Source organism: Verrucomicrobiia bacterium (assembly GCA_036405135.1).
GTDB lineage: Bacteria > Verrucomicrobiota > Verrucomicrobiia > Limisphaerales > JAEYXS01 > JAEYXS01.
In genome coordinates, this window is the sequence record DASWYF010000028.1 from 40,146 (window position 1) to 59,778 (window position 19,633).

The following is a 19,633-nucleotide window of genomic DNA, read 5'->3' on the forward strand; positions in this document are numbered from 1 at the left end:
AGGACATGGGTAACACTAGGAAGATGGGAGGCTTCTCCAAATGTGAGAAAGCCGCAGCACCAGTCTTTTTCAATTTTGAGAACAGGGGATAAGGGGTGCTAAATTCTTGTGACATGCACGGTTTGCCGTTGCCAAGTGTCCTGTTGCTGGCTAGACAGTGCGCCACATGAACATTTTTTGGGGTAAAAATTTCAAGGTAACCACACTTTCACTGGCTCTTTCAGCAGGTCTTTTCGCGACGCAGTCTTTCGGTGCGGCGCCTGAAGTGGAGAAGATCATGGCGGATGCGGCTAAAGGTGATGCGAGGGCGCAGACGCAACTGGGTATCCTCTATTATCAAGGGCAGGGAGTACTCCAGCATTTCGGTGATGCGGCCACGTGGTTCAAGAAAGCGGCTGAGCAGGGCGAAGTGGTGGCGCAGCGCGTATTGGGTATCATGTATTTCCGTGGTCAGGGTGTGGCGGTGGATAATGCGCAGGGTTTGAAGTGGCTGACGCTGGCGGCGGAAGGTGGCGATGCGACGGCGCAAACGGAGGCGGCATACTACTACGTGAATGGTGGCGCAGGTGTGGAGAAGGATTACGCGAAGGCGGCGAAGTTTTACCGGAAGGCGGCGGAGCAGGGTGTGGTGCTTGCGCAGCGTAACCTCGGTGTGATGTATCTCAAGGGTTGGGGCGTTAAGCTGGATTACACGGAAGCGGCGAAGTGGCTCGGCAAGGCGGCGGAGAAAGGTGACGTCCAATCACAGAACGAACTTGGCTGGTTGATGTCCTCCGGTCTCGCGGGCAAGCAAGATCCTGCTGAAGCGGTGAAGCTCTTCCGACAGGCGGCGGAAAAAGGCGAGGCCACAGCACAAAAGAATTTGGGCATCCTCTACTTCTTCGGCAACGGTGTGGAGAAGAATGACACGGAGGCGAAGAAGTGGTTCACGAAAGCAGCGGAAGGGAAAAATCCGCAAGCGTATTACTACCTCGGTCTCATGAACGCGCGCGGTCGTGGTGGCGAGACGAACATGGTGGCGGCGGTGGAGAATTACAAGAAGGCGGCGGAGCTGGGTGACATCACTTCACAGAACGAACTGGGCTGGATGTATGACACGGGTTCCGGTGTGAAGGAAGACGACAAGCAGGCGTTCACCTGGTACTCGAAGGCGGCTGAAGGCGGGTTGGCGATCGCGCAACACAACCTCGGTGTCATGTATGCGAACGGGAAGGGCGTGGCGAAGAATGAAGCTGAGGCATACAAGTGGTACTTGAAGGCGGCGGAGCAAGGTCTCGTCCGTTCCCAGAACGAAGTGGGCTGGATGCTGGACCAAGGCAAGGGTGTGACGGCGGATCAGAATGCGGCGCTGGTGTGGTTCCAAAAAGCGGCGAACGCAGGACTGGATCTGGCGCAATATAACTTGGGTGTGTTCCTGGCAAACGGCAAGGGAACGCAGAAGGACTTGGTGGAGGCGTACAAGTGGTTCAATCTGGCGGCATCCCAAGGCAACACGAACGCGGTGAACAATCGCCAATTTGTTTTGCAACAGTTGAAACCTGAGGAAGTGACCGAGGCTCAAAAACGGGCATCGGCTTTCCAAAGTGACTTGGAAAAGCGCAGCAAAAAATAGCTGGTTCTAGGGGTTTTCACTCATTTTTATCTGCGGGAAAGGCCCAGTTTTTGCTGTTTGCATTACTGATTTGTATCGTAGTTGGAACGGTATAAAAAAGCGTGTCCCATTCCTAACTTGACATTTTGCAACGTGTTAGGCAGAAAAGATGCGCAAAGTGAGAGAGTAGCACCAATAGTCCCATGAAAAACAAGCTGTTTACAGGGCTGGTTTTGTCGTCTCTGGCGACAAGCCTCGCGGTAAATCAGGGTCACGCGAATCCTTTGGGGGGGACCGTCGCGGCGGGTAATGCGACGATTACCGGCGAGGGAAGTGCGCTGACCACGATCAACCAGACGAGTCAAACTGCCGTCATCAACTGGCAGGATTTTTCCATTGGTCTGGGCGAGATCACGCGCTTCATTCAACCAGGTGCCGACTCTGCAGTGCTGAACCGTGTACTCTCCGGTTCACCCTCCCAACTGTTGGGTACGCTCCAGGCGAATGGGCAGGTGTATCTCATCAACCCGAACGGTATCTTCATCGGGTCGTCGGGTCAGATCAACGTGAATACGTTCGTGGCCTCCACGCTCGATATCGCAGACAGCGCCTTCCTTTCTGGTGGCAATATGCAGTTCCTCGGCAGCACGACGGCTGGCATCGAGAACTTGGGTACGATCAACGCCCTCGGTGGCGACATTTTCCTTTTCGGTCACACGGTCAAAAACTCCGGTACGATCAACGCGAGCGGTACGGCTGGTCTCGCGGCGGGCATGAGCATCGAACTCCGGCAGCAGGGTAATGAACGTATTGGTGTGTTGCTCGGTAACACGGCAGCTCCGACGGAGACGGGTGTTGATAACCAGGGCTTGGTCCAGGCGACTTCTGTGGAAGTGAACGCGGCGGGTGGTAACATCTACGCCGTGGCGATCAACAACGGCGGTACGGTTCGTGCGCAGCCGACGTTGGTGATGGAGGGCGGGAAGCTGGTCTTGAAGTCGGTCGGCGGTACGGTGATCAACTCGGGCACGTTGGATGCCTCGAACGCGGATGGCAAGGGTGGCGATATCGTGGTGGCGGGTGACAAGGTGGGTATCATGGACGGCTCGGTGGTGAATGCGAGCGGTTCAACGGGTGGTGGCACGGTGAAGATCGGCGGTGGCTTCCAGGGCAATGACGCCTCGGTGGTGAATGCGAGCAAGACTTTTGTGGGAACGGGCGCCCAGATTTTGGCGGACGCGACCACGGTGGGTGATGGTGGTACGGTGATCGTCTGGTCTGATGAGGTGACGCGTTTCGGTGGTAGCATCTCGGCCAAGGGTGGTGCGCAGGGTGGCAATGGTGGTTTTGCAGAGGTATCCGGCAAGGAATACTTGCAGTTCACGGGCGGTGTGGATCTTCGGGCTTCTGCCGGTATCACGGGGACGTTGCTCTTGGATCCGCGTAACATCCAGATCTTGGATGGTAACATTGATCCGGTATCGGCCAATGATGCATTTGCAGAGAATGCGACTTTGAATGTCATCTTCGACTCCTCTGACATTGAAACGTTGTTGAACAGTGCCAATGTGACCTTGCAGGCGAACAACGACATCACGGTGGACAGTGACATCGTGGCGACGGCGGGTGCGTTCAGCCTGCAACTTCAAGCGGGCCGTAACATCTTCATCAACCAGAACATCACGGTCCTTGGCAGTTTCACTGCCATTGCAAATGATACCACGGCCATCTCCGCAAACCGTGTGGCTGGTGCTGGTGCCATAACCATGGCGGGCACGGCCACGCTGTCTGCGGCTGGAAATGTGACCCTTACACTGGATACCCTCTCCACTTCGGGAGATATCACGGTTTCCAAGATCGATGCGGGCGGCTCGGTTTTCATCAGCAATAACGGTACGACGGCGGGCAGTGATGTCCTTATGGCGGATGCCGGCTCATTGATTACGGTGGGTGCCGGTCAGGCGCTGGGGGTTCGCGCGGTCACTGGGGACATCGGCACGGGAGCCTTTCCGTTGGTGGCGCAATCTTCGGGAGCTTTGATGGCATTTGAAGCTGCTGCCTCCGGCAACATCTTTGCGTTTGTCCGGGATGCCGTCAATGTGGGTGGTGCCTCGGGGTTCATCAGTGGTATCTCGGCTGGCGGCACGCTCAGTCTGACGGCCCAAGGTAACATCACCCAGAACGAGCTGATCACCGCCTCCGGTGCGGCGACTTTCACGGTGGATACGGCCAACCCGGCGGATGTGCTGCTGGGATCGCAGGCCAATAACTTTGGCGGGACGCTCACGATCCAGGAAGCCAACGGCGGACTTTTGCAAGATGTGGCGGTTCGTAACGTCAATGCGGCTCCAGCTTACCCGGTCATTACAACGACGGGTACGTTGCGTGATCTGACACTGATTTTCGATAATGCCAACCTGACCCTCCCGGCGACGACGATCACGGGTAACTTGGTAGCGACTTCCGGCACGGGCTCAATCGCTCAGAGCGGTATCTTGACGGTTCCAGGGACGACGACTTTGAGCGCTGGAACGACTATCACCTTGGGCTCGGCGAACGAGTTCACCGGTGCGGTGGCTTCGACCTCGGCGGGTAACACGACTTTGGTGGATGCGACGGCGATCGTGTTGGGCACCTCTTCGGTGGGTGGCAACCTTTCGGTGACGGCTGGTACGGGTATCACTCAGACGGGCGTGTTGACGGTGACGGGTGCGAGCACATTCACGGATACGGGTGCGGATCAGGACATCGTCCTGACCCAGGCCAACCAGTTTGGTAGCACGGTGAATGCGAGCGGCCTGAACGTGAGCATCACGGAAGCGAACGGCTTGGTGATGGGTAACGTCACGGTGGGTGGTAACCTGACGGTATCCGTCACGGCGGGCGACATTACGAGCACGGCGGGTGGTACGGGTATCGATGTGGCGGGCACGAGCAGCTTCACGGCGAGCGGTGCGGGAGTGAGCATCACGTTGGATAACACGAGCAACGACTTCACCGGTGCGGTTTCCATCAGCGGACCGGGCGGTCTGGCGAATGTGTCCATCTTCGACTTGTCGGCCTTGGTGCTGAATGCGGTGTCTGTCACGGGCAACCTGACGGTCACGGCCACGGGCATCACCCAGAGCGGAGTGATCACGGTGGGCGGCGCGACCACCTTGGACGGCAATGGTTCAGCCATCGACCTCGGTACGCAGAACAACAACTTTAACTCCGTCACGGCTTCTGATGCGACCAACCTCTTCCTGGATGATGTCAATGACATCGTGCTGGGTGCGATCACGATCTCGGGCAACCTGACGGTGGACAGCGGTCTGACGGGAGCGGGTGTGACGGGTAGCATCACACAGACGGGTGCCTTGACCATTGGTGGCACTTCCACCTTCACGGTGAATGGTGCGAATCTCTCGGACGTTCTTCTCGCCAGCGCGGCGAATAATTTTAGTGGAGCGATCACCGTGGCTGAGGCTGGTGCTGGTAACATCCAAGACATCGCCATCCGCAACATCAATGCCGCAGCGGCTTATCCCACGATGCCGACGGGTCTGCGCAACCTGACGCTAATCTTTGACAACGCTGCCATTGACCTGCCGGCCACGACTCTGACGGGAACCCTGACGGTGACGGCTGGTGGTGCGATCACAGACAGTGGGGACTTGCTGGTGACTGGTGTGACGACGCTGACGGCCGGTAACGCGAACAATATCACGCTAAATAACAATAATAACTTCAGCACGGTAAGTGTGGTGAGCGGTAATAATGTGGTGCTGAACGACACGGGCGCGATTGATTTGGGCGCTTCTACCATCTCGGGCACATTGAATGTGACGGCCGCTGGCTTGATCTCAGACAGTGGCAACCTCCTCGTGACCGGAACGGCGACTCTGGCGGCCGGAGGGACCATTACTTTGGACAGCGCAGGTAACGACTTCAATACAGTGAGCAGCACGGCTGGCGGCAATGTAACGTTGGTGGATGTGGACAACATCGATCTGGGGGCCTCAACAATAGGCGGCGGTTTGACGGTGACTGCCGCAGGGGCGATCACCGACAGTGGTGCCCTGACGGTAACGGGCCCGACGACGTTGACGGCAGGAGCAGCGAACAACATCACGCTGGATAACGCGAACGACTTCGGCACGGTGAGCGTGGTGAGCGGCAACAATGTGTTGTTGGTGGATGTGAATGGCATCAACTTGGGTGCTTCGACGGTTTCGGGAACTTTGGGGGTCACGGCGAACGGCCCGATCACGGACAGCGGTGCGCTGGTGGTGACGGGGGCGGCAACCTTGGCAGCAGGAGCGGCGAACAACATCACGTTGGACGATGCGAACAACTTCAGCTCGGTGGGCATCACCTCGGGCAACAATGTGGTGTTGAATGACATCAACGCGATCGCTCTGAATGCCTCGACGGTGTCGGGGACGTTGTCGGTGACGGCGGTCGGTGCGATCACGGATAACGGAGCGCTGGTGGTGACCGGTGCGGCGACCTTCACGGCCGGTGCGGCGAACGATATCACCTTGGATAATGCGAACGACTTCAGCTCGGTGGGCATCACCTCGGGCAACAATGTGGTGTTGAATGACATCAACGCGATCGCGTTGAATGCCTCGACGGTCTCGGGGACGTTGTCAGTGACGGCGGCAGGAGCGATCACGGATAACGGAGCGCTGGTGGTGGCCGGTGCGGCGACCTTCGCGGCGGGTGCGGCGAACAACATCACCCTGGATAATGCGAACAACTTCAACTCGGTGGGCATCACCTCGGGCAACAACGTGACGTTGAATGACATCAACACGATCGCCCTGAATGCCTCGACGGTCTCGGGTACATTGACGGTGACGGCGGCGGGCGTGATCTCAGACAACGGAGCGCTGCTGGTGACGGGAGCGACGACGCTGACAGCGGGTGCGGCCAACAACATCACGCTGGATAACGCGAACAACTTTAGCACGGTAAGCGTCGTGAGCGGCAACAATGTGTCATTGAACGATATTAACGCGCTCGACCTGGGTGCTTCGACCATCACCGGCACGCTGACGGTCACTACTGCGGGTGCGATCACGGACAGCGGTGATGTGACGGTTGGCGGAGCGACCAGTCTGACGGCAGGTGCGGCCAATGACATCACGCTGAACTCCGCAGGTAACGACTTCAACGCGGTGACAGTAGTGAGCGCTGCGAATGTCACAATCGTGGATGTGGACGACATCACGTTCTCAGCCAGTTCCACCCTGGCTACTGTGGCGATCACCGGTACGGCGATCACTCTGCCTTCCAGCATCACTACTACGGCTGGGCAAACTTACACAGGAGCGGTGCTCATCGGTTCGGACATGACGTTGAGCAGCACGGGTGGTGGCAACCTGACCTTCACCTCTACGATCGACAGCACATCGGGTGGTGCGAAAGATTTGACCCTCTCGACCTCTGGTACAGTGAACATCACGGGTGCAGTGGGTGGCACGGCTCCGCTGGATGTACTCGATATCCGGGCGAATGCGATCAACTTCGGAGCGATCACGGCCAGCACCTCTGTCACGTTGCGTCCGTTCACTGCTGGCACGGCGATCGGTGTGGGTGATACGGGCATCACTTTCAATATTTCGGATATGGAACTGGATGGGATCACTTCCCCGTTGGTGACCATCGGTGACAGCACGTCTGGTGCGATCACGGCGGCGACCACGGAAAGCATCACCATCGGTTACGGTATCACGCTGGTGAACAACAGCTCAGTGACCTTCGGTGCGAACACGTTTAGCACGACGGGTGCGCTGACGGTGAATGCGAATGGGGCGATCACGGATGCCTCGGGTGCGACGATTAGTGTGACGGGTTTGGCCAGCTTCAACGCGGGTGCGGCGAACAGCATCACCTTGGGTGATAACGGTGGGGACACGATCAACTTCGGGACGCTGACGGTGAATGGTAACAATGTGACCATCACGGAGGACAGTGCGATGCAGTTTGCTGGCAGCAGTACTATTGCTGGGAATTTGACGGTGACAACACAAGCTGGAGACATCACGCAAGCTGCAGGCAGCAGTGTTACGGTTACGGGTAATGCTAATCTCACATCGGCAGGAAATATATCCCTTGGAGCTCAAGGAGGCCCAAATGTGAATTTTGGAACCCTTACGTTTACCAGTGTGACGGTTGCTATATATGAAACGAGCGGTATATCTCTAATTGGAACCAGTTCAGCTACTGCAGTTGCGCTTACAGCTCTGAACGGAGATTTGACTGATGATGTGAATGCATCTCTGACAGTAACAACTTCAGCAATCGTTTCCGCTCCAAACGGTAATATCCTGTTGGGTGAGAGTAATACGGACTTTATCAGTTTCGGTGAACTGAGTGTATTTATCATAAACAGCCCAGGAACGGCAACCATCACTGAAAATGACAGCACGGTGTTTTCGTCCAACAATGGGTCCTCAGTGAACGGGAATTTAACCATCAATTCTGGTGGTTCTATCACCGATGAGAGCAATACCAGCTTGGTGGTCACTGGAAATGCGACCTTCAATGCAAACTTGGGTGCCAGTGATATCACCTTGGGTGACAACGGCGGCGACACGGTTAATTTCGGCAGCCTGACGGTGGTGGGCAACAATGTGACCATCACGGAAGACAGCAGCACGCTGATCACGGGTATAAACACCGTGAACGGTTTCCTGAACCTGACCTCCGCCGGTACCATCGCGGATGCAACGGGTGTAACGATCAATGTCACGGGCAATGCGAGCTTCAATGCGACGGCAGCGGCCATCACCTTGGGGGATCAGGGCGGAGACACGGTGAACTTTGGCAGCCTGACCTTCAACACGACGGGTGGAGCGGTGGCGATCACGGAAGACAGTGACACCGGCCTGGTGGGCAGCAGCACGGCGGACAGCTTGGTCTTGGTGTCGTCGGGCGCAGTTCAGGATACCTCGGGGGCGAGTGTGGTGGTGGACAACGGGAACGCGAGCTTCACGGGCACGAGCATCCTGCTGGGTGATGACAATGAGGTCTACAGTGTGAGCGGGACGGCGAGCTTCAACGGTGGCGCGGGTGCAGTGTCAGTGGGCCAGGGGGCCACGGCGACGACGACCTTCGGCAGCCTCACGTTCAACACGACGGGTGGGGCGGTGACGATCACGGAAGACAACGACACGGTGCTGGCGGGGACGAGCACGGGCGACAGCTTGGTGCTGACATCGACGGCAACGATCACGGACGCGACTGGCGCGAGTGTGACAATCGACAACGGTGACGCCACATTCAACGGCACAAGCATCAGTCTGGCGGACAATGCGGCGGATGTTTTGAGCGTGAGCGGTACGGCCATCTTCAACGGTGGTGCGGGTGCGATCACGGTGGCGGCAAGCGGCACGGTTAACTTTGACAAGTTGACGTTCAATACGACGAGCGCCGGCGTGAGCATCACCGAAGATAGCGCAACAATTCTGACGGGCACGAGCACGGCTGACAGCCTGGTGCTGAGTTCGACCGGTTCGATTACGGACGATGCAGGCACGAGCGTGACTATCGATAACGGCACGGCTTCCTTCACGGGCGCGGGAATCACCTTGGCGGACAACGCAGACACTCTGAGTGTCAGCGGTAACGCCACCTTCAGCAGCGGGGCAAATGATACTTCCATCGGTCAGGGTGCTACGGCGACTGTCAATTTTGGTACACTTACGGTGACGGGCGCGAATGTGACAGTGACGGAAGACAGCGCGATGAACTTCGCGGGTACCAGCTTGGTTTCTGGCAACCTGACGGTCACGAGCCAGACGGACAATGTGGATCAGAACGCGACCAGCGCCATCTCGGTGACTGCTACGGCGAGCTTCACTGCGGCAGTCAATATCAACATCGGCAATAATGCCTCGACGACCGCGAACTTCGGCTCGCTCACGGTCAACGGCGCGAATGCCAACGTGCAGGAGGACAGCGCCACGGTATTCACCGGCAGCAGCACGATCACCTCGGCCTTGACAGTGACTTCGACGGGCAGCATCACGGATGATACCAATGCAGATATCAGCGTGGGTACGGTTGCAAGCTTCACGGCCACAGGCAGCGACATCACGCTGGGTGATCAGTTGGCCAACGACATCAACTTCGGTCAGTTGACGTTGAACGGTGCGAACGCGACGATCACGGAAGACAGCAGTACGGACTTCACGGGCAGCAGCACGTTGAGCGGTGCATTGATGCTGACCAGTAACGGTGTCATCACGGATGATGCGAACGCGGATCTGGCGATCACGGGCAATGCGAACTTCAATGCGGGTGCCAATGCCATCACCTTGGGTGACAACGCTGGTAACGATATCAACTTCGGCAGCGTGACGCTGAACGGCACGACAGTCGCGGTGACGGAAGACTCCGCGATGACGGTGGCGGGTGCCACAGCCACTACCTCGTTGACGTTGTCAGCTGCGGGAACGGTCAATCAGACCGCGCTGATCACATCGCCCACCTTGAGCGTGACGGTGACGACGGCCGGTATGGACAGCTCTGACATCCTCCTGAACACGCATGACAACAGTGTCTCTGGTGCAGTGACCTTTGCTGAGTCGACAGCGGATGCGCTCCGCGACGTGCTCTGGCGCAATGTGAGCGCGACGGCCATCTGGCCGACACTCCCGGCGACAGCCACGATCAATGACTTGACCATCCAGCACACCATGACGGGCATCAGTATCACGGCTGCCCTGACGCTGAAGGATCTGGCCGGTGACAGCGGTGACCTGAACCTGCTCGCAGGCAATGGCAGCATCACCCAGACGGCAGGTTCCACCCTGACGATTCCCGGAACCACCACCTTGAGCGCCTCGGGTGATATCACGCTCACATTGGCAAACGACTTTGACTCGGTTGGTCTGGTGGCTGGTGATGGGGTGGTGACGATTGTTGACGGTGATGCGGTCAGCATCACGGATGTGAACAGCATCATCATTGACGCGAGCGATCCGACCACAGCAAATGTGCTGGTCAGCCTGACAGTCAATGCAGGTGGCACGATCTTCATTGAAGACAACAACCTCTCGACCGCTACGCCGGTCACGATTACTACGACTACGTTCCAGACCTATAACGGTGCCGTGGTGCTGGAGCAGGACACGACGTTGACCAGCACGGGCAATGGCAACATCACGTTCGCCAGCACGGTGGACAGCGACACGCATTTGGGTGGTGCTCCACGCGATCTGACAGTGAACACCGGTGGTGTGACGGCGTTCAACGGTGCCAGCTTGGGAGCCACCTCGCCGCTGGACACGCTGACTACGGATGATGCGACACCAGATGGTGGTTCAGAGCGGACCGAATTGACGGGCACCTTTACGACAGTTCAATACCAATTGTTCCAAGATCCAGTGGTTTTGACAGGAAACGTGGTGAACACGGTGACGGGTGTGGGTGATGTGACCTACAGCCAGACGATCAATGGTGGTTTCGCCCTGACGGTGAACACGGACGAGACAACTATCTTTGGCGGTCAGATCGGTAATACGACAGACCTGTTCAGCCTGACCACTAACACGGGCGGCACTACCCAGCTCAATGGTGGCGGTGTGGTGGATACAACCGACTTCCAGACCTACAATGATGCGATAGTGATGGGTGGTAACGCGACGCTGACCAGCGCGGGTAATGCGAACATCACGTTCAATAGCACTGTGGATGATAACAGCACGGCTGGTAATGCCGCACTGTCTGTGACCACGGATGGTTTGACGATCTTCAACGGCCAAGTCGGTAACAGTTTCAAGCTGACCAGCTTGACGACCGATGCGGGTGGTACGACGCAGGTCAATGGCGGCAAGGTCGCTACGACTGGTGCACAAATCTACGGCGATGATGTGACAATCGGTGCCGGTCTCGCCGGTGCAACGACATTCAGCAGCGACTTGGGGGCTGGTGTCCTGAGCATCCACTTCACGCAACGCGTGGATGATGATGGTACCGCGGCGGCTTCCAATGTTTCCATCAATACCCAAGGTATTGGTCGTTTCGATGGTTTGGTGGGTGATACTGCCAAACTGACGAGCTTGACGACGGATGCGGGTGGCGAAACGCATATCAATCCGGCCGGCGCCACCTCGGGTTCGAATGCGGATGCCAACGTGTATACTTCTGGCAACCAGACCTACAATGACGACGTCAAGCTGGCGGTTGATCTCGCGGCCAACAACGGTTTGGATGTCTATCTGAAGGCTGATGCCGGTGCGACGATTGCATTCGGCCCTCGTGTGGATGGTCGCGACAACTTTGAACAGGGTCTCACTGTTTTCGCAGATTCGGTCAGTATCACGACGACGCAAGTCGGTATTTTGGTGCCGCTGCAATTCTTGGACATCTCGGCCGGTCCTTCCGGTGTGACGACGTCCACGTTGACGCAGGATACTGAGATTCAGTTCCTCGTGGGAACGGCGATTCTCGGTATCGTTGAGGCAAATGGCTTCAATCTGACGATCACGGCGAATGATATCAACTTCGTAGGAGGCGCAGGCTCGGTCCGTCCGGGTGCAGGCAATACGTCTGAACTGACATTGCGCCCGATCAGCACATCGGTCGCGATGCACATCGGACCTTCGGCAGATGTCGCTGGAACGTTCAGCTTGAGCGATGCGGACCTGCTGGCCTTGGCCGACGGCTTCCGTGGTATCACGATCGGTCGCTTCAACGGTGCGAACCCGATCACGGTGCACACCTCCACGTTCACGGACCCGGTTCGTATCCAGGCTCCGGCTGCTGGTGGCACGATGCTCATCGATGGTCTGGTGACGAGCACGGCCACGCCGGCTGAAGCTCTGAACGCGCGGGATATCTTCCTGACGGATGTGGACGCCAGCAATAACAAGGTGTTCATCAACTCCTATGTGCTGGGTCAAGGTGGCGTCATCACGGGTTCGGCGGGAACTCCGCTGCCGAATGGCGCGGGTGTGTTGCTCTTCGGTCCTGGTTCCACGGTGACCATGAACGCCAACATCCAGACGGCGGGCACGGCGATCGTGATCAACGACGGTGTGGTGTTGAACACGGATGTGTCTCTGAACACGACGTTTAACAGTGTGCTGGCCGGTAACGACATCACCATCACAGGTGCGATCAATTCTGCGGCAGCCAACAACTTCGGTCTCGTGCTGCGCGGAGGCACGGGCGGCAATATCGACATCCAGAACACGGTGGGCAACACCCAACCGCTGGGTGATGTGCATATCTTCAGCGCCAACAATGTCGACTTCGACAACACGGTCGTGACGACGGGGACGATCGATATCGACACAGCCAATACGGTCATCTTCCGTAACACGGTGAACGCGGGCAGCATCGTTCAAGACGCTGGCACGGGTTCGACGACTTTTACGGCGGATGTGACGACCACGGGTGGGGCAGGCGTAAACATCACCTCTGCCAGCATCGTGTTGGATGGTCTGACCATCAACAGCACGACGGGCAATGGCACGATCCGCTTCAACGGTCCAGTGACCTTGAGCACGGCTGATGTGACGGTGAGCTCTGCGGCTGGCAACATCACCTTTGAGAACACGGTCAATGGTGGATTCAATCTCGCCTTGAACAGTACGGGCACAACGACCTTCAACGGTCTGGTGGGTGCTGGAACGGCTCTGACGAGCGTGACGACCGATGCGGGTGGCACGACGGCCATCAATGGCGCAGGTGTGACCACCACGGCGAACCAGACCTACAACGACAACGTCACGTTGGGTGTGGCGGCGGTCACGCTGAATGCGACGGGTGCAGGCGCAGACATCACGTTCAATGGAACGGTGAATGGGCCGGCGGCGCTGACGGTGAACGCGGTGGATATCACGACATTCGGTGACGCTGCGGCTGATACGGTGGGTGGCACGACGGCTCTGCTGAACCTGACCACGGATGCAGCGGGCACCACAGTCATCAATGGTTCCTCAGTCACCACGACCGGCACACAGATCTACAATGATCCGGTGACGTTCAATAACGATATCAACTTCACGGGCTCCACCATTACCTTCAACGGTACTCTGGCTGGTAGCGCGAACAATCTGACGGTGACGGGCAATGCGGTGTTCGGTGATGCCGCTGCAGACAGCGTGACGACGGGCACGATCATCGTGACAGGCACGGCTACTGTGAACACAACTACTGTGAATTCGGGTGCGGAAACCCAGACTTACAACGGTGATGTGACGCTGAACACAGATGTGAACTTCACCGGTACCACGGTGACGTTCAATGAAGATGTGACGGGCGGTGCCAACAACCTGACGGTGACGGGCAACGCTGTCTTCGGCAATGCGGCCAATGACGCGGTGAGCACGGGCACCATTTTGGTGACTGGAACTACGACGGTGAACGGTGGCTCGGTGACGACTACGGGCGAGACGCAGACCTACAACGGCGATGTGATTGTCAACACGCCGGTGAACTTCACTGGCACCACGGTGCAATTCGATGAAGATATCATCGCCGGTGCGAATGCGGTAACGGTCACTGGTAATGCAATCATCGGCAACGCTGCGGATGACGTGGTAAACGCCGGCTCTCTGGCTGTCACGGGCACGACTGCTATCAATGCTGGTGCTATCACAACGACACTTGGCCAAACCTACACTGGGGCTGCGACCTTGGGCTCAAGCACGACTCTGACGGCGGGTGGCAATCTACTGTTCTCCAGCACGCTGGTGGGTAACTTCGATCTGACCTTGGCGATCACTGGCAGCAGCACCTTCACAGGTGCGGTGGGTGGTGCAGCCGCCGGTACAGCAATCGGTGACGGCACGGGCGCGGCAATCACGATCAACTCGACGGGTGCGACGGAATTCCAGAGCACAGTCAATACTGCCTCGGGCATCAGCCAGACGGCCGCCGCGGGCATGGTGACGTTCCGTGACAATGTGACAATCGGGCTCGGCAACACGGGCAGCACGTTCAATAACAGCGTGGTGCTGGATGGTCTGACCTTCACAAGCGGTGGTGCAGTGATCCTCGGTAGCGATGCGACGGATGTGGTGACGCTGTCCGGTGGACCGGTGACGCTGGCAGTGACGGGCACGACGACGGTGAACGCGATCGTGAACGGCAACCAAGACCTGGTGATCAACTCGGCTGGGAGCACGACTTTCAATGCAGCGGTGGGCGGCACTGTGGCTGCGACCGAAATCGGTGACGGCACGGGCGCTTCGATCGCGATCGGTGCGGCGGCTGGCACAGTAACCTTTGAAAGCACAGTCCGCACGAAGTCCGGCATCACGCAGGACGGCACGGCTGGTCTGGTGACCTTCCGCGATAACGTGACGGTGGCCGCTGGTGACACGGCGAGCACCTTCAACGGCAATGTGACCTTGGACGGCCTCACCTTCACCACGGCTAAGGCTGTGACCTTCGGTGATGCGACCTCCGATACGTTGACGCTCTCTACATCGGATGTGACCGTCACGGCCACGTCCTCGGGTGCTGATGGTGCAGTCACGTTCAACTCGGCGGTCAATGGCGCGGTGGCCTTGATGGTGAATACTGCCGGTGCGACCACTTTCAACGGCGTGGTTGGTCCGAACATCACTACGCTGACCACGGATGCAGCTGGCACGACGACGATCAATACTGCGGTAATCGGTGGTGCAGTGCTGGACTTCAATGATCCGATCATCCTCGAGACTAGCACGGTCTTGACGGGCACGACCTCGGTTGACTTCGCGGGCACGGTGAACAGCGCCGCTGCTGAAGCGAACAGCCTGACAGTCAACTCTCCGATCACTGGTTTCCATGGAGTCGTGGGTGGCGCAGATGGCGGTATGCTCGGAACACTGACCACGGACGCAGCTGGCACGACCACGCTGGACACGACCGGCATCAATGCGGCTGTTGTGGACTTCAACGATGCGATCTTGCTCACGGCGGATGTCATCGTCACGGGCACGACCTCGATTGACTTCGCCCTGACTGTGAACAGCGGTGGCACGGCACGTGACTTGACGCTGAACTCTCCGGTGACGGGCTTCCACGGCGTCGTGGGTGGCACGCTGGCGCTGGACGTTCTGACCACGGATACGGCTGGCACGACGACGATCGACACGACGGGGATCAGCGCTGCAGTGGTTGACTTCAACGATGCTATCTTGCTGACGCAGGATGTGGTGATCAATGGCACGACCTCGATCGACTTCGCCCTCACTGTGAACAGCAGTGGTGCGGCACGTGACCTGACGCTGAACTCTCCGACGACGGGCTTCCACGGCATCGTGGGTGGCACGCTGGCGCTGGACGTTCTGACCACGGATGCGGCTGGCACGACGACGATCGACACGACGGCTGTGACGGGTGCGGTCCTCGACTTCAATGATGCGGTGGTCATCGACCAGAACACGACGTTGACGGGCACGACCTCGGTTGACTTCGCCAGCACGCTGAACAGCGCCGTGTTGGAAAATAACAACCTGACGATCAACTCTCCGGTAACTGGCTTCCACGGCATCGTGGGTGCTGCTTCTCCGTTCGGCACATTGGCCACGGATGCAGTTGGCACGACGACGATCGATACGACGGCGGTGAACGCTGCGGTGGTGGACTTCAATGACGCCATCTCGCTCCTGCAGGACGTCACGATCAACGGTTCTACCTCGATTGACTTCGCCAGCACGGTGAACAGCAGCGGTGCAGCGCGTAACCTGACGTTGAACTCGCCGGTGACGGGCTTCCACGGCATCGTGGGTGGCACGTTGGCGCTGGGCACGCTCTTCACGGATGCGGCTGGCACGACGACGATCGACACGACGGCGGTCAGCGCCGCGGTAGTTGACTTCAACGATGCCATCCTCCTGACGCAAGATGTGGTAATCAATGGCACGACCTCTATCGACTTCGCCGGAACGGTGAACAGCGGCGGTCTCGCACGTGACCTGACATTGAACTCTCCGGTGACTGGCTTCCATGGTGTCGTGGGCGGCACGCTCGCGCTGGATGTCCTAACCACGGATGCGGCCGGCACGACGACGATTGATACGACTGCGATCAATGCGGCGACAATCGACTTCAACGATGCGATCATCATCGACGTCGGCACGGTGCTGACGGCCACGACGCTGATCGACTTTGCCTCCACCGTGAATGGTGCAGTGGGTGAGGTGAACAACCTGACAATCAATTCTCCGAGCACCACCTTCAACGGTGTGGTTGGTGGCACGACGGCACTGGGCACGCTGACAACGGATGCGGCCGGCACGACGACGATCAACACCACGGGCGTAAGCGCTGCGGTGGTTGACTTCAACGATGCCATCGTGATCGCAGTCAGCACGACGGTGAACGGCACGGTCTCCGTAGACTTCGCCTCGACTGTGGACAGCCAGGCTGCTGAAGCCAACAGCTTGACGGTCAACTCTCCAGTGACGGCTTTCCACGGTATCGTGGGTGGTGCGGGTGGTGGTGCGCTCGGCACGCTGACAACGGATGTAGCCGGTGTGACGACGATCGACACAACCGCCATCACGGGTGCGACCTTGGACTTCAATGACCAGGTCACTCTGTCGCAGAACGTGGTGCTGAACGGCACGACCACGGTGGACTTCGCCCAGACGGTGGACAGCGATGCGATCGGCACGCCGCGCACGCTGCTGGTGAACTCGCCGTTGACCGTCTTCGGCGGTGCGGTGGGTGGTTCCCTCCCGCTCGCCAGCCTGACCACGGATGCGGCCGGTCTGACACGGATCAATGGTGGTATCGTGACGACTACGGGTGACCAAGCCTACAATGATACGGTCCGCCTGGGTGCGAACACCATTCTGACGGGAAATGACATCACCTTTGCGACGCTGCTTGACTCCTCGGAAGGCGCGCTCCGCACGCTGCTGATCAACAGCACGGGTGGTGGCATCACGACCTTCAATGGAGCGATCGGCACGCTCGACCGCTTGGCCCGTCTCGAAACGAATCTCGATGGTCGGACGGACATCAATGCCGTGACGATCAATCTGAACGGTGCGAGCGCGCTCTTCAATGATCCGGTGCTGTTGCTGGCCAACCTGACGATCAATGAAGCCGGTGTGGGCAGCATCACCTTCAATAATACGTTGAATGGTGCCTTCGCCCTCGTGGTGAACAGTGATGGCGGCGGCTTGACGATCTTCAACGGTGTCGTTGGTGGCACTGCCGCGCTGGTCAGCATCACGACGGATGCAGATGGTGCGACGCAGATCAACGGCGGGACGGTCACGACGACCGGCTTCCAAACTTACAACGATCCGGTGACGATCGGTGCGAACACGGTGCTGAACAGCACGGCGGCAGGTAACATCACCTTCGTCACGACCTTGAACGGTCCGTTCACCTTGCTGGTGAATACGGCTGGCACGACCACGTTCGGAGGACCGGTGGGTGGCATCACTCCCCTGAACAGCGTGACGACGGATGCGCCTGGCTTTACCGCGATCAACGGTGGCAGCGTGGTGACCTTCGCTACCCAGACTTACAATGATCCGGTGACGATCGGTGCGAACACGATTCTCACCAGCACGGGTGCGGCTGCACTGGGCAACGTGACCTTCAATAGCACGCTGGACAGCGCGGTCGGTCCGTTCTCCATGGTCGTGAATACGGCGGGCAACACGGACTTCAACGGTGCGGTCGGTGGAATCGGTGCTCTGTTGAGCCTGACCACAGATGCGCCGGGAACGGTGTCCATCGACGGTGGCGCGGTGACGACCACTGCATTCCAACTCTACAATGATGTGGCGACGATCGGCGCGAACACGGTGCTGACCAGCACAGGTGCCGGTGACATCACCTTCATGCAAACCTTAGATGGCGCCTTCACGCTGAACGTGAACACGGCCGGCAACACAATCTTCAACGGTGTGGTCGGTGGTATCACCCCGCTGGTTTCCGTGGTGACGGATGCTCCGGGGGCCACGCAAGTGAACGGAACGGCGGTCACAACGACCGGCCTGCAGACCTACAACGACCCGACGACGGTGGGTGCGAACACGGTATTCACCAGCACAGGTGCGGGTAACATCACCTTCGCGAGCACGTTGAATGACAACGATGGTGCAGGTGCCGCTGGTGGCTCGAATGTGACGGTGAACACGGCCGGTGCGACTACCTTCGGTGGAGCGGTGGGCGGTATCAATCCGCTGACCAGCCTGACGACGGATGCCGCAGGCAACGTGGCGATCAACGGCGGTCTGGTGACGACGTTCTTCAACCAGACCTACAACGATGTGGCTACGCTGGGTGCGGACACGGTCCTCAACAGCCTGCTGGCCGGCAATATCACCTTCGCCCAAACGTTGGACGACGATCTGACGATCCCGGCGAACACCTCGAACTTGATTGTGAACACCTCGGGCATCACAACCTTCGGTGGTGTGGTGGGCGGCATCTCGCCTCTGACCAGCATCACGACGGATCCGGCAGCGGGACCGGTGGTGGCGGGTGACATCACCCGGATCAACGGTGGTTTGGTCATCACGACCGGCTTCCAGACCTACAATGATCATGTGACGGTCAATCAGGACACCACCTTGACCAGCACGACGATCGGCAACATCACCATCGGCCAGCCGAATCCGCCGGTGCCGTGGGGCTTCACGACGCTGATGGGCACGGTGCCAGGTGTGGACATGATCATCAATGCCTTCGGCGGCAATGTACAGATCAATGCCGCTGTCTCGGCGGTCGAGACGCTTAACGGATTCGCTGTGAGTACATACGTTGCAGCTAACCCGGGCAACACGGGCATCAACCTGCACATCTCGGCTCCGACCTCGCCTTATGTGTTCATCTACACTGAGCCGCAGTCCTCGTTCAACGTGAACAACACGTTCTTCCTGGAAGAGCAGATCTTCGGCCGTGATGTGGCTAACCTGTTCCGTTATCCGGGTGACTCTACCATGATCAGCTCCAGCATCTCGGCGCTGCTCTCAACCAACAATGTAGAGAAACTCATCGGTGCATTGCCAACAGACAAAGTATTGACCAGCTACGACCTTGCAATCCTGGAAGAGGATGCCCGCAAGAAACGCTGATTCCTGA

The 19,633-nt window shown here is 58.3% G+C and carries 2 protein-coding genes; both read left to right on the top strand.

Translation table 11 applies throughout. The annotated features are described in order from the left end of the window. Nucleotides 1-166: 166 nt before the first annotated feature. Nucleotides 167-1,612 (top strand): SEL1-like repeat protein, encoded by a 1,446-nt coding sequence (locus VGH19_14215; protein HEY1172520.1) that lies wholly within the window; start codon nt 167-169, stop codon nt 1,610-1,612. Between the two features lie 182 nt (nt 1,613-1,794). After that, nucleotides 1,795-19,626, top strand: coding sequence for a hypothetical protein (locus tag VGH19_14220; GenBank protein HEY1172521.1), 17,832 nt, complete (start codon nt 1,795-1,797; stop codon nt 19,624-19,626). The last annotated feature ends 7 nt before the right edge of the window (nt 19,627-19,633 follow it).